This window comes from Caballeronia udeis (genome assembly GCF_044909315.1).
Lineage (GTDB): Bacteria > Pseudomonadota > Gammaproteobacteria > Burkholderiales > Burkholderiaceae > Caballeronia > Caballeronia udeis_A.
The window spans coordinates 20,438-33,049 of the sequence record NZ_JBIYEB010000020.1 but is presented as its reverse complement, the minus strand read 5'-3'; the positions used below and the strand labels follow the sequence as shown (position 1 = coordinate 33,049).

Genomic DNA, 12,612 nt, shown 5'->3' with positions numbered 1-12,612 from the left:
CGACGATGGCAACCATCGAAACCGACCGCGACGCCAAGCGATGTGTGTTGTGTCCTGAAACACCGCTCTTGAGCACAGCACGCCGCAAATACCCGTCTACACTTCTGGTGACCGGCATGAACGCGTAGAAAACCGCGTAAAAATGCGCCGGTCACCAAGACTGACCCGATGCCAGGCGCTGGAGTTCGCCGAAACACGTCATTGTTACCGACGGTTTCATTTCCTGACATATTGCAAACAGCCGCACACGCGGATATCCGGGAGTCCGAGCTGTAGACGCACTTTGCATGCCCGGCTGGTTTATCATGGGCGCCCTTTCCGCCCCAACCCTGCGAAGACCGCTCATATGCCGCGACTCGAATTCACGCTCACGGGCGACTACGTCGAACTGCACAACCTGCTCAAGCTGATGGGCCTGGCCGATAGCGGCGGCTCGGCAAAAGCACGCGTCGCCGAGGGCGAAGTGAAGGTCGACGGCAAGATCGAGTTGCGCAAGACCTGCAAGATCCGCGCGGGCCGGACGGTGGTCATCGAAGACACCACGATCAAGGTGCACAAGCCGAAATGATCGGCGCAAGCCAGATCCGGATAACGTTAAATACCGCGTCGTGATCGACATAAATGCAATCAAGCAATAAGCTAGACGGCTTTCGTTCCCTTTCGCCGCTTTCAGCTTGTTGACGGTTGAAGCCAGCTTTTCAAGCTCGCGCGTTTCAAAACCGGGATTCCAAGCTGAAATTCGAAGCCGGGTTTCATCGCTGACATTCAAAGCCGAAATTCAAAGCGGAGCTTCACGCCAGACAGCTGAAGTGCGGCCGGAACGAACGGGCGATGCAGGACCGGTAACGGTTTGCTGCATCGCCCGTTGCCGTTTTTGCACGGTTTTTGCCGTGCAGCAAAGCATCCAGATAATCCGTCATGCCATCCAGAATGATCCGCGCGAACGCGCCGCCAAGCCTTTCCCGTCATGCCGTCGATACCGCCAGGCTCGCCGCGCCCCTCGCCATCTCGCAACTGTCGCAAATGGCGATGGGCGTCACCGACACCATCCTGCTCGGCTCGCTCGGCCCCGACTCCCTCGCGGCCGGCGGCCTGGGCGCGAACCTGTTCTTCGTGGTCGTGGTGCTGCTGCAAGGCGTGCTGACGTCGGTGAGCGTATCGGTGTCGCACGCGCGCGGCGCGAACAACGACCATCTCGTGCCGAACATCTACTGGACCGGGCTGGTGCTCTCGCTGCTGCTCGCGATCCCCGCCTTCACGCTGCTGAGCTTCGCCGAACCGATCCTGCTCACGTTCCACGAACCCGCCATGCTCGCCAGGAACGTGGGCGAATACTGCGCGATCCTGCGTTGGGGTGCGCCGGGCAGCCTGATCGGGATCGGCATGATGCGCGCGTTCCTTCCGGCCATTGGCGCGGCGAAGCGGCTGCTGTGGGTATCGATTGGCGGCGTGTTCGTGAACGCATTTCTCAACTACGGCCTGATCCACGGCGCCTATGGCCTGCCTGAGCTCGGTTTTCACGGCTCGGCGGTCGCGACCACGATCACCGTCTGGCTAACGGCGCTGGTGCTCATCGCGTTCCTGCATTTGCGGCCCCGTTACCGGCATTTTGTCGTTGCAGCGCGGCCACGCCTGCCGCTCATGGGCGAATTGTTCGGTATCGGCTGGCCGGTCGCGATCACCTATGGTGTGGAATCCACGCTGTTCCTGGCCACCGGCATGACCGTCGGCACGCTCGGCGAAGCGCAGCTTGCCGCGCACCAGATCGCACTGAACGTGGCCTCGGTGGCGTTCATGGTGCCGCTGGCCATTGGCCAGGCGGCAAACGTGCGCGTGGGCTACTGGATTGGCGCAGGACAGCCGCTGGCGGCACGCCACGCCGGGTTCGTGGCGATCGCGCTGGGCGTGGCGTTCATGGCGCTGTCAGGTTGCGTGCTGGTGCTGGCGCCACACGCGATCGTCGGACTGTATCTCCATCTCAACGATCCGAAGAACGCCCAGACCGTTGCACTGGCTGCGTCGCTGCTCGGCGTGGCGGCCGTGTTCCAGATCGTCGACGGCATGCAGACGGTCGCGTCGGGCGTGCTGCGCGGGCTGAAGGACACGCGCGTGCCCATGCTCGCGGCAGCGTTCGGTTACTGGGGCATCGGCTTTCCAACCGGCTACATGCTCGCGTTTCACTTCAACGGCGGCACGAAAGGTTTGTGGTGGGGCCTGGCTGCGGGACTCGCGAGCGTCGCGATGCTGATGACCCTTCGCTTCGATCGCATGAGCCGCCGTTTGGTCACGCACGGCGCGCCTAAACCGGGTGAATCCGGACAGGCGCCCCGGCATACGGCTTGAAGCAGCGGCTACGGTAGTTACGATTACTTCAGTTGCCGCCGCATAAGTTAAGCAGGCATTGTTGGTTGGAACCGGAGCGGCACGAAGATATGATCAAACCGTCTCCTTGAGATTCATCCAGTAACAGGGGTATTAGGCCCGCTTCCTCGAAGCGGGCTTTTTTTCGTCTGCGCGCGGCCAGCATGGCCAATCACGCGCTGCCTCGCGGCGGCAAACCGGGCATTGAACGGCGCGATACCGGCGCCAGGAAAAGACCCGGGCAACCACCCCGCCTCCCGCCCCACTTTTTCGCAAATCGCCCCGTCCGCCGTGCCCGTAGCCGATTTCCCCTAAAATAACGGCGCATGATCCTTGCTGTGCTCGCGCGAGATCCGGCGCTGCACGTGGCCACCGCGTGCGCAACAGCTGCAAGCAGTTCAGAAAAATCGCTCGTGCAAACAAGAGGAATGGACGTGTCGGAAAGCAGCAGGCAGGTATCGCAGTCATCCATATCCCAAGCCGCACAAGGCCCGCACCCCGGCAGGCGCACAGAGCGCACGCGAGCCGGACAGGTTTCACCTCACCCGATGACCCTGTCGCGTGCCCGGCGCACGCCACTGCTATCCCGCGGCCTGGCGCTCGCCGCCGCCGCGCTCACGGCGCTGGCACTCTCCGCCTGCGCCACGCGCCCGCCCGCCAGCGCGTTCGACCACCCCGTCACCCATGCGCTCGCCGCCGACGCGAACACCCCCTTGCGCACCGCCCTCCTGCCGAAGGAAGCCGTGCATCCGGACGAGTCCGGCGTGCGCCTGCTTCCCACCGGCACCGAGGCGCTGCAGGCCCGCATCGCGCTCGCCCGCGCGGCGACCAAGACGCTCGACATGCAGTACTACATCGCGAACGAGGACAACACGGGCAGGCTGCTGCTCGGCGCGGCGCTTTACGCGGCGGATCGCGGGGTCAAGGTGCGCATGCTCGTCGATGACCTGAATTTCAAGGACATCGACCAGATCATGGCCGCACTGAATTCGCATGACAACATCGATATCCGCGTGTTCAATCCGTTCGGCAGTGCGACCCGGAGTTTCGGCGAACGCACGCGCAACCTGTTCACGAAGGTCGATCATTTCACGCGCCGGATGCACAACAAGGCGATGATCGCGGACAACCAGATCGCGATCGTGGGCGGCCGTAACCTCGGCGATGAATACTTCAGCGCGAGCGCGACCCTGCAGTTCCGCGATCTCGACGTATTCGTGGCGGGCCCGGTGACGCAAGAGATATCGGCGAGTTTCGACGACTACTGGAACAGCTCGATCGCGTATCCGCTGCGCGCGCTGAACAAGCAAAAATTCGATCCCGCCGATCTCGACAAGACCCGCAACGACCTGCGCCAGCACTGGAAGGATCAGGCTGATCCCCTGAACGCGAAGCCGCTCAACGCCACGCCGATTGCGCAGCAGATAGCGCAGGACGGCCTGGGCCTGACCTGGACGCGCACGGAGTTCGTTGCCGATTCGCCAGTGAAGATCGAGCATCCCGACAAGGACTACAAAAGCCCGCCCATGCAGCGCCTGATCGAGCTGGCGAATCAGGCGAGCAGCGAAGTCCTGATCATTTCGCCCTATTTCGTACCGCACGACGAGGGTGTGAAGGCGCTCGCCGCCATCACGGGGCGCGGCGTGAAGGTAAAAGTTCTGACCAATTCGCTGGCGGCCACCGACGCCGTCGCGGTGCAGGCCGGTTACGCGCCGTATCGCGTGCCTATGCTCAAAGCCGGCGTAGAGTTATATGAGTTCAAACCCGTGCAGGCCGAGGGCGAGGGCCGGCCGCGCACCGGGCTGTTTGGCTCGCAATCGCGCGTAAGCCTGCATGCCAAGGCTTATATGATCGATCGCAGTATCCTCGTGATTGGGTCGATGAACCTGGACCCGCGCTCGGCGTCGCTCAACACGGAACTCGCGCTGGTGATCTACAACAAGCAGATCGCCGGCGAAGCAGCACGATTGTTCGATGCCGGCACGGCGCCGACGAGGGCGTATCGGGTGGAACTCGCTTCGCCCGCGGTGCTCGCGGGGTTGAAGAACACCGGCTCGCCGATGTCGCCGCTCATCTGGACCACCGATGACGACGGCCAGGTGCGTACCTACAACTTCGACCCGCAAGCGGGCCTTTACCGCAATGTGCTGACGGGTTTGTTCATGCTGCTGCCCGTCGACTCGCAGCTTTGAATGATCGATATTTCGACCTTTTGAACGTGCAGGCAAGCCGGACTCAGATTGCGATTGCGCGGTCCATAGCAAACCCCGATTCAACCCTGAAACTGAAGCAAGCCGAAGGAGCATGAAGCCATGACGGACGACGTAAGACTCGAGAAGGACACTTTCGGCGAAATCGCCGTGCCGAACGCAAAACTCTGGGGTGCGCAGACGCAGCGTTCCTTGCAGAACTTCAAGATTTCGAGCGAGAAACAATCGCCGGAACTGATCGATGCGCTCGCGATCGTGAAGCGGGCATCGGCGGAAGTGAATGCTGAACTGAAGGTGCTCGCCGCCGATAAAGCGCAGGCGATCATCGCTGCCGCCGACGAGATCCTAGCGGGCAAACATCCTGATGAATTTCCGCTCGCCGTATGGCAAACGGGTTCCGGCACGCAGACCAACATGAACCTCAACGAGGTGATTGCGAACCGGGCAAGCGAGTTGATGGGCGGCGTGCGCGGGGAAGAGCGCAAGGTGCATCCGAACGACGACGTGAATCGCGGGCAATCGTCGAACGACGTGTTTCCGACCGCGATGCACATTGCCGCAGCAGTCGCGATCACAAAACATCTCGTGCCGTCGCTCAAGACCTTGCGCGATACGCTGGATAAAAAATCGAAGGCGTTCGATTCCATCGTGAAAATCGGCCGCACGCATTTGCAGGACGCAACGCCGCTTACACTCGGACAAGAGTTTTCGGGTTATGTCGCGCAACTGGACCAGGGCATCCGGCACGTTGAATCGACCTTGCCGCATCTCTATCAGCTGGCGTTGGGGGGCACGGCGGTTGGCACGGGGTTGAACGCGCATCCCGAGTTCGCGGTGAAGGTCGCGGGCGTGATCGGCAAGCTCACCGGCTTGCCGTTCGAAACCGCGCCGAACAAATTCGAAGTCATGGCCGCCGCCGACGCGCTCGTGTTCGCGCATGGCGCGCTGAAGACCATCGCGGCGAGCTTGATGAAGATCGCCAACGACATCCGCTGGCTCTCGAGCGGACCGCGTTGCGGGCTGGGAGAGTTGTCGATCCCCGAGAACGAACCGGGCAGCTCGATCATGCCGGGCAAGGTCAACCCGACTCAGTCCGAAGCCGTCACCATGCTCTGCTGCCAGGTCTTCGGCAATGACGTGGCCGTGAATATTGGTGGGGCGAGCGGCAATTTCGAGCTCAATGTGTTCCGCCCGATGATCGCGCACAACGTGCTGCAATCGGTTCGTCTGCTGGCCGACGGCGCGCAGAGTTTCAACGATAACTGCGCGGTCGGGATCGAGGCGAACGAGTCACGTATCGACAGTTTGCTGAATGAGTCGCTGATGCTCGTGACGGCGCTCAATCCGCATATCGGCTACGACAAGGCCGCGAAGATCGCGAAGAAAGCCCACAAGGAAGGCACGACGCTGAAGGCGTCCGCGCTGGCGCTTGGGTTTGTGACCGAAGCCGAATTCGACGAGTGGGTGAAGCCCGAGGACATGGTCGGGAAGAAGTAAGCCCGGTTGTGTGAGCGCAGCGGTTGATGAGGCGAAAAAACCGTCAACCGCTGCAACCGTTTATTGCGAGGCCGTTTTCTGCGGGGTCCAGAAACCGAGTTCGATGGAATGCGCAATGAGCTTTTTGCCCGAGTCCTCAAACAGATGACCCACGCGCTTTGCCATGTCGCCCGGCGCCACTTCGACTCCGCCCACCCGCAGTTGCAGACCCGTTGCAGCGAGCGAGCGCGTGACGCGCGCTGTCAGCTCATCCATGTTCTTGCTCAGCGCCTTCGTCCGGTCCGTCTTCTCTTGCAGGGCCGCCATCATCAATAGATCAAGCGTAGCCACGCCTGCTCCGCCGCAGCGGCAGCACCTGCGCGAGACCGGGCATGGCGTTGTAGCTCACCTGGACCACGCCGCCCGGCTTCAGGTAACGTTTGAGGAACTGCACGATCTGCGCTCGAGTTTCATCCGATATCCACGAGATGATGCCGTGCATCGTGATGTAGTCGAACATGGGCAGCTCGACCTTGCCTTGCGCCAACTCGCCGAAGCTGTTTTCCGGCAAGGTGAGGTTTGACAGCTTCGCTTCGTCGCGTATGGACGCCGCAGCCAGCACGTGCACCGGATTGAAATCGCAGGCGTAGAAATCGCCTTGAGGATGCGTTGCGGCAAGAATCAGCGAGGTCAGGCCCTGGCCGAAACCCAGCTCGCAGTAAGTGAATTTTTCAATCGATGGCGGCGCTACCCGTTGCATGACGAGGCAGGCGTTCAGGTAGGTCGGACTCTGTTCCTGATAAAAGCCCGTTGTGTAGGCGACCGAATTGTTATAACCAGCGGTCCAACTCATGTTGTTTCCCCAATTCATGTTTGTGCGTTCTGGTTCGGTCAACCGGACGGCCTCTGTGCGACGCGCGCACTATGCCAACAACGCACTTATTCACGAATGAGAAACATCTGATTTGTTTGTTTTGTTTTTTAAACGAACTGCGCGTACGGCAGAAACAACATCGGCAGGTCTCTGGGCGTGCGGCTAAATCGTTCTAACTTTGCCACTCACCGGTGCAAGAGACTCATTCGGCCCCCATTGCACCGGTTGTCTTGCTTAAACCTTTCCTGCCGCCACTTCTTCCGGCTTCAATTCGACAATAGCGTCAAGCGCGTCCTTTACATCGATCGCGTATTTCGCGAGCCGCTTCTGCTCATCCGTCACGGGCTCGAACGACGGCACCGGCACCGGTTTCCCCTGTTCATCGACGGCGACAAACACCATCAGGCAATCCGTCGTCTGCTGCAACTCTCCGCTTTTCGGATCGCCCGCATGCACCGATATATGCAAGTGCATACTCGTGCGCCCTGTCGCCACCACGCGCGCGCGTAATTCCACCAGATAACCCACCATGATCGGCCGCCGAAAGCGGATGTTGCCGACGCTCACGGTCACGCAATACCGGCCGGACCACACGGCCGCGCACGCATACGCGGTTTCGTCGATCCACTTCATCAATGCCCCGCCATGGACCTTGCCACCGAAATTGACGGAAGTCGGCTCGGCGAGAAAACGGAAGGTGGTTTCGGAGCGCTCCGGCTTGACGGCGCCAGCGGTATTGAGGGATTGGGGAGCCGGTGCGGCGCTCGGTGCGGCTGAAGTTGTCATGACGAAGTGGGGCGAACCCCGCGATTAGAGTTGCCGAATTATACGAGCACAAAAAGGCACAAAAGCCGCCCGCAGGCCTACTTGCGCACGGACACGCCTTCATCGATCACGCCGTACATCGTGATGCCGCTCGACCCGGCAGACGACGATGGCCCCGACGCTCCCGCGCAACCCGCACACACCGCCACAAGCAGGGTCAACACCATGAGTTTCAACATGAGAATCCTTGATACGACTATCTTTTTACGCGAATCACCATTCTAGCGCGCGGCTTCCCGCACTCGCATTACGCAGGTCCGCGCTGCGCAGATACTTCACGTTTCAATGAAACATCGCGTGCACCAACCGGCTAAAGTAGAGTCAACCAGGAAGAGTCGACCAAGGAGGCATGCATGACGCTCAACCACGACGACGCCCGCCCGTTTCCCGGCCTGTCGCGCATCGGCGCGCTGCTCGCCGACCCCGGCCGCGCCGCCATGCTGTGGTCCCTGATGGACGGCACCGCCCGGCCCGCCGGCGAACTCACCATGATCGCGGGTATCTCGCCGTCGGCGGCGAGCGGGCATTTCGCCCGGCTTGTAGAAAGCGGGTTGCTCAAGCTCGAGGTCAGCGGACGGCATCGGTATTACCGCATCGCAACAGCCGATATCGCGATGGCGATCGAAGCGCTCGCAAATCTCGCACAAGCCAGCGCTCCGCTGAGGGAGCAGGCCGAGGCACACCAGGAAGCGCCTCGGCGCGCTTCTGCCGTACCGCTCGAGATGCGTTACGCCCGGACCTGCTACGACCATCTGGCGGGAGAACTTGCGGTACGGCTGTTCGATCGCATGTTGACATCGAAGTGGCTGGAAGTCATACCGGGTGCACCGTCGCAAACACAACGGCCCGGTCCTGCCACGCTGGACGCAACATCAAGAGGACTCGATGAATTCGCGCGCCTCGGCATCGATCTTAAGGCGCAGAAAGCGCGGCGCCGGCGCTTTGCATGTACGTGCATCGACTGGAGCGAACGTCGGCCACATCTTGGGGGCGCGCTGGGCGCGGCATTTCTTGATGCCTGCACGGAGCACGGATGGATAGAGACCACGTCCAAACGCCGGATCCTGCGCGTGACCCCGTCCGGGCAGCGTCACTTTGAAACCGTTCTCGCCAGCGAGTGACCTCGCGGCTTGCAAAGGCCACGAGATTAAATGATCGGCACTCCGATACAAGCCCCGATCCAATAAACGGAAGTCAACGCGCCTATACCGCGATCGGCGCCTTGATGCCCGGATGGTATTGATACCCTTCGATCACGAAATCATCGTATTGGTAATCAAAGATGGACTCGGGTTTTCTCGCCAACTTAAGCTTAGGCAAGGGGTGGGGCTCACGGCTCAATTGCAGGTCCACTTGCTCAAGATGGTTCAGGTAAATATGGCAATCTCCGCCGGTCCAGACTAACTCCCCCACCTCCAGATCGCATTGCTGAGCGAGCATGTGCGTGAACAACGCGTAACTCGCAATATTGAACGGTGTGCCCAGGAACACATCCTGACTGCGGCAATACAGCAGGCAGCTCAGTTTGCCTTCGTTCACATAGAACTGCGCGAGGCAATGGCACGGCGCAAGCGCCATCTTGCCGGCACGCGCATTGTCGGCCGGCGACATGGACTCGTCCGGGAAATCGGCAACGTTCAAGGCAGTCAGCATCAACCGCCGTGAGTTAGGCCGCGTCTTGATCTGATGCACGAGCGCGCTCACCTGATCGACCGTCGTGCCGTCGTTCTTTGGCCAGAAGCGCCATTGATGTCCGTACACCGGGCCAAGGTTGCCGTTTTCATCGGCCCATTCGTCCCAGATGGTCACGCCGTTGTCGTTCAGGTACTTGATGTTTGTATCGCCGTTCAGGAACCACAGCAGCTCATACACCACACTCTTCATGTGGATGCGCTTGGTCGTCACGATCGGAAAACCCTCTGTCAGATCGAAACGCAATTGACGGCCAAACGTGCTGATGGTCCCCGTGCCAGTCCGGTCCATCTTGCGGGCGCCGCGTTCGAGAATGTCTTTGAGCAGTTCTTGGTACTGGATCATGGGAAGGGTCGTTCGTAAGGAGGTGGCGTATCGCTATTTTGGCAGAAGATTCACCGGCGCTCGGGCCAGTCATTTCCTGCGCCCGCAGCGGCCGGTGCTGTTGCCGTGTAGACCGCGCTGACCAAGCGAAACCCGCCGTCGCCGATAAAAACCAAACCCGGATTTTACCAAGCGCAGGCGGGCGAGTGTCGGGAGGCAGTTTTAAGCAGAATACGTGCGTACGATCCGCGGCCGTTCTGACGAACGCCGGGCACGGAGAATCAGGCGCGCGGCAACCTCCGCTCTCCGGAGGATGCACGCTCGAGCACGACAACACGGCGCACGGCTGGTTTAGCCGCGCGTCACGTGCTCCGTCGGTGCATCGACCTCAATGTGGCGCATGCCGTGCGCGCTCAGCAGGCGGTACAGCGTGACCCGCGAAATGCCGAGTTCCTGCGCGGCGTCGCCCAGCCGTCCGCGATGGCGCAGCAAAGCGAGTTCGATAGCCTGCCGTTCAGCAGCCTCCCGCGCCTGCGCGAGCGACACAGGAGCAACCTCGACATACTCGCCGAGTTCCAGGTCACGCGCACTGATCTGCCGCCCTTCCGACATCACGATAGCGCGGCGCACCCGATTGATCAGCTCGCGCACATTGCCCGGCCAGCCATAGTTGTGGATAGCGGCAATCGCATCGGGCGCGAAACCGCGCAGACGCCGGCTAGCGTCTTTCTTGAAGCGGTCGAGCATGTGCTTGGCGAGCAATTCGATGTCTTTGCCACGTGCCCGCAGCGGCGGTTCATCGATTTGCAGCACGCACAGACGGTGATACAGGTCGGCACGGAACCGCCCTTCGATCATGGCCGTCTGCATATCCACGTGGGTGGCCGAAATGATGCGCACGTCCACCGGCGTTGACCCGTGTCCGCCAAGCCTCTCAACCTTGCGTTCCTGCAGGAAACGCAGCAGGCTTGCCTGGCTTTCGAGCGGCAGGTCGCCGATTTCATCGAGGAACAGGGTGCCGCCGTTAGCTGCCTCCACCCGGCCGATCTTGCGTTGATTCGCGCCGGTAAACGCACCGCGCTCATAACCGAACAGTTCCGATTGCAACAGGTGCGCGGGAATCGCACCGCAATTGATAGCGACGAACGGCTGGTCACGCCGCGCCGAACGCTCGTGAATGGCGACCGCGGTGAGTTCTTTACCCGTGCCCGATTCACCCGAGATAAACACAGGTGCGTCGGTCATGGCGACCTTGCGGATGGAGCGGAACAACGCGAGCATGGCGTCGCACGAACCGACCATCTCGCCTTCGGCGCGGCCATCGCGCGCATCGTTCGATGCGTTCTCGTGCAGCGCCACCATTCCATACGCATGGCCGACTGCATCTACAACACGATCATTCGATGTGGGTAAGGTGACGTAGTCGAAACAGTAGTCGCGAATCAGCCGGCGCACGGCTGCGTCTTCGAGCTGGCCCGTGACGGTTGCAGCGACCCAGCCAACATTGGTCAGCGTAAGCGACGCTTCGAGCGCCGCGAGTTCGTGTGCTTCAAAGCTGCTCGACAGATCCAGCAAGCCACCCGTTGCCAGATCATTGCGAAGCCACCGACGGGCGTCCTTCGCGTTCGATACCACCTCTATGTGCCAGCCCCTCTCCTCGAACCGAGCGCACAAAGGGGCGCTCGGGTCACGAGTCACGTAGATTAGTTGCCGCCGAGCGACTTCCATTGTTCTGATCCTTTCGTCAACGGTCGTTGAAAAGGTCGCGCCGGTTATTGCCCTCAACCACGCTGCAGACGTCGAAGACTCGCGTGCCCCAAGCGAACGGTCATTCGGGAAACTGCAAACGGTGAAACCCCGGAAGCGACGAGTACTGTCGCGCGGTTCTATGCGAACCTGTTTTGTTTCAGATGCTGTTTTTGAGAGACTACTATAAAGCGAATACTTCGAAAACAAATATCCGCAACAATGTCCTCGAACCCCTCCTGAAGCATGGCCACTGTGCGTTTCAACAACGAAGCCGCGTTTTAATAAGCAGTTTGCAAATAGTTTAAATAAGACAATAACATTTACGCAATTTCTGATAAAAATGGCCGTTAACCGCCTATCGTTTCAGCAATGAAACAATTTTTTCTTCTTTCTGATTCAGTTTTTCAGTTAGCTTGCCGCGCGCCCAATAGCAGCAACGCAATGCGTGCCATGGCATATGTTTCGCTAAATGACAAACAATCAGGGAGACCGCCATGGAAAGTACCGGCCGTGTCGTGATTCGGGAAAATACTGCAGCAAGCATTAAGGTTGCTGTCATTAGTGCCGCGTGGTTTGTACTGGGCAGCTCAGCCGCCAACGTTTGCGCACAAAATAGCGCAAACGAAGACCGGCTGATCCAGCCCACGTCCCGGCCCGTAGTGTCCGGATATGAAACATTTGCTACCCGGACAAATCCGCCAGCCATTTTCAGGGAAAGAAATATTGGCAGCTCCGACGCTGGCGAAGCGGCACCGAACGGGAGCATTATTGTTGATCCTGTAATGGAGCGAGGATCACCGGCATCGATTCAACCCATTGCCTCGGCGCCGCTTGCAGTCCAGGGCGGCGCTTCGGTCGAAAAAGTGACGGCGACGAGGGAAACCTCGCCCCTCCCCACGCACGCGGCCAGTGTCACACTTTGGGATGAGATCGCGCCGCCGGTGCCGGCGCCCGTCCCCGCCGATAGCGCCACGCGCTCCTCACCGGGCGACGTTGCGAGCACGGGCACGCAGCGGGCGCAGTAACAGGAACAGGAACAGGAGATTTGCAAGTTATTGCAAAAGAGGTCGTCTTGAGAACGATCGCAAGATACTCGATGCA

The 12,612-nt window shown here is 60.4% G+C and carries 13 protein-coding genes; 6 read left to right on the top strand and 7 right to left on the bottom strand.

Annotated features, from left to right (window positions below; all coding sequences use genetic code 11):
• Positions 1–346: 346 nt before the first annotated feature.
• The 4 genes from ABH944_RS27975 (at position 347) to fumC (ending at position 6,068) form a co-directional block, all read left to right on the top strand.
• Entirely contained in the window at positions 347–568 is a 222-nt protein-coding gene (locus ABH944_RS27975) for an RNA-binding S4 domain-containing protein (RefSeq protein WP_404610623.1), read from the top strand.
• A 350-nt stretch (positions 569–918) separates the two neighbouring features.
• Positions 919–2,343, top strand: coding sequence for an MATE family efflux transporter (locus ABH944_RS27970; RefSeq protein WP_404610624.1), 1,425 nt, complete (start codon positions 919–921; stop codon positions 2,341–2,343).
• A gap of 566 nt (positions 2,344–2,909) precedes the next feature.
• Entirely contained in the window at positions 2,910–4,553 is a 1,644-nt protein-coding gene (locus ABH944_RS27965; RefSeq protein ID WP_404610625.1) for a phospholipase D family protein, read from the top strand.
• Positions 4,554–4,673: 120 nt separating this feature from the next.
• The gene (fumC, locus tag ABH944_RS27960; protein WP_404610626.1) at positions 4,674–6,068 is read left to right on the top strand and encodes a class II fumarate hydratase; all 1,395 of its coding nucleotides are present in this window, start codon (positions 4,674–4,676) and stop codon (positions 6,066–6,068) included.
• Positions 6,069–6,128: 60 nt separating this feature from the next.
• Here the strand turns inward: fumC and ABH944_RS27955 are convergent, their stop codons facing one another.
• The 4 genes from ABH944_RS27955 to ABH944_RS27940 all read right to left on the bottom strand — a co-directional run bounded on the left by ABH944_RS27955 (position 6,129) and on the right by ABH944_RS27940 (position 7,925).
• On the bottom strand, positions 6,129–6,398 hold the full coding sequence (locus ABH944_RS27955) for a hypothetical protein (protein ID WP_404610627.1): 270 nt from the start codon (positions 6,396–6,398) through the stop codon (positions 6,129–6,131).
• Positions 6,385–6,900: a class I SAM-dependent methyltransferase gene (locus tag ABH944_RS27950; protein WP_404610628.1), complete on the bottom strand. Its 516-nt coding sequence runs from the start codon at positions 6,898–6,900 to the stop codon at positions 6,385–6,387. Before ABH944_RS27950 ends, ABH944_RS27955 begins: the two co-directional genes overlap by 14 nt.
• A 255-nt stretch (positions 6,901–7,155) precedes the next feature.
• Positions 7,156–7,707 carry an acyl-CoA thioesterase gene (locus ABH944_RS27945; protein ID WP_404610629.1) on the bottom strand — a complete coding sequence of 184 codons (552 nt, stop codon included), beginning with the start codon at positions 7,705–7,707 and terminating at the stop codon, positions 7,156–7,158.
• A gap of 77 nt (positions 7,708–7,784) precedes the next feature.
• On the bottom strand, positions 7,785–7,925 hold the full coding sequence (locus ABH944_RS27940; protein WP_404610630.1) for a hypothetical protein: 141 nt from the start codon (positions 7,923–7,925) through the stop codon (positions 7,785–7,787).
• A 174-nt stretch (positions 7,926–8,099) separates the two neighbouring features.
• On the opposite strand from ABH944_RS27940, the gene ABH944_RS27935 reads away from it, so the two are divergent.
• Positions 8,100–8,867, top strand: a complete 768-nt coding sequence (locus ABH944_RS27935; protein WP_404610631.1) for an ArsR/SmtB family transcription factor — start codon at positions 8,100–8,102, stop codon at positions 8,865–8,867.
• Positions 8,868–8,949: 82 nt separating this feature from the next.
• Here ABH944_RS27935 and ABH944_RS27930 read toward each other — a convergent pair whose 3' ends face one another.
• From ABH944_RS27930 to ABH944_RS27920, 3 genes are all read right to left on the bottom strand, one after another.
• Positions 8,950–9,783 carry a thymidylate synthase gene (locus tag ABH944_RS27930; protein ID WP_404610632.1) on the bottom strand — a complete coding sequence of 278 codons (834 nt, stop codon included), beginning with the start codon at positions 9,781–9,783 and terminating at the stop codon, positions 8,950–8,952.
• A 330-nt stretch (positions 9,784–10,113) separates the two neighbouring features.
• On the bottom strand, positions 10,114–11,490 hold the full coding sequence (locus tag ABH944_RS27925) for a sigma-54 dependent transcriptional regulator (protein ID WP_047844820.1): 1,377 nt from the start codon (positions 11,488–11,490) through the stop codon (positions 10,114–10,116).
• A gap of 376 nt (positions 11,491–11,866) precedes the next feature.
• Positions 11,867–12,277 (bottom strand): hypothetical protein, encoded by a 411-nt coding sequence (locus ABH944_RS27920; RefSeq protein ID WP_404610633.1) that lies wholly within the window; start codon positions 12,275–12,277, stop codon positions 11,867–11,869.
• Positions 12,278–12,293: 16 nt separating this feature from the next.
• Between ABH944_RS27920 and ABH944_RS27915 the strand changes: the two genes are divergently transcribed.
• Positions 12,294–12,536 (top strand): hypothetical protein, encoded by a 243-nt coding sequence (locus tag ABH944_RS27915; RefSeq protein WP_404610634.1) that lies wholly within the window; start codon positions 12,294–12,296, stop codon positions 12,534–12,536.
• Positions 12,537–12,612: the final 76 nt, after the last annotated feature.

Excerpts from the sequence above, each read along its gene's own strand:
- ABH944_RS27930 (WP_404610632.1), bottom strand. The coding sequence starts at position 9,783 with ATGATCCAGTACCAAGAACTGCTCAAAGACATTCTCGAACGCGGCGCC.
- fumC (WP_404610626.1), top strand. The coding sequence starts at position 4,674 with ATGACGGACGACGTAAGACTCGAGAAGGACACTTTCGGCGAAATCGCC.
- ABH944_RS27915 (WP_404610634.1), top strand. The coding sequence starts at position 12,294 with ATGGAGCGAGGATCACCGGCATCGATTCAACCCATTGCCTCGGCGCCG.
- ABH944_RS27920 (WP_404610633.1), bottom strand. The coding sequence starts at position 12,277 with ATGCTCCCGTTCGGTGCCGCTTCGCCAGCGTCGGAGCTGCCAATATTT.
- ABH944_RS27950 (WP_404610628.1), bottom strand. The coding sequence starts at position 6,900 with ATGAGTTGGACCGCTGGTTATAACAATTCGGTCGCCTACACAACGGGC.
- ABH944_RS27945 (WP_404610629.1), bottom strand. The coding sequence starts at position 7,707 with ATGACAACTTCAGCCGCACCGAGCGCCGCACCGGCTCCCCAATCCCTC.
- ABH944_RS27965 (WP_404610625.1), top strand. The coding sequence starts at position 2,910 with ATGACCCTGTCGCGTGCCCGGCGCACGCCACTGCTATCCCGCGGCCTG.
- ABH944_RS27935 (WP_404610631.1), top strand. The coding sequence starts at position 8,100 with ATGACGCTCAACCACGACGACGCCCGCCCGTTTCCCGGCCTGTCGCGC.
- ABH944_RS27925 (WP_047844820.1), bottom strand. The coding sequence starts at position 11,490 with ATGGAAGTCGCTCGGCGGCAACTAATCTACGTGACTCGTGACCCGAGC.
- ABH944_RS27940 (WP_404610630.1), bottom strand. The coding sequence starts at position 7,925 with ATGTTGAAACTCATGGTGTTGACCCTGCTTGTGGCGGTGTGTGCGGGT.
- ABH944_RS27970 (WP_404610624.1), top strand. The coding sequence starts at position 919 with ATGCCATCCAGAATGATCCGCGCGAACGCGCCGCCAAGCCTTTCCCGT.
- ABH944_RS27975 (WP_404610623.1), top strand. The coding sequence starts at position 347 with ATGCCGCGACTCGAATTCACGCTCACGGGCGACTACGTCGAACTGCAC.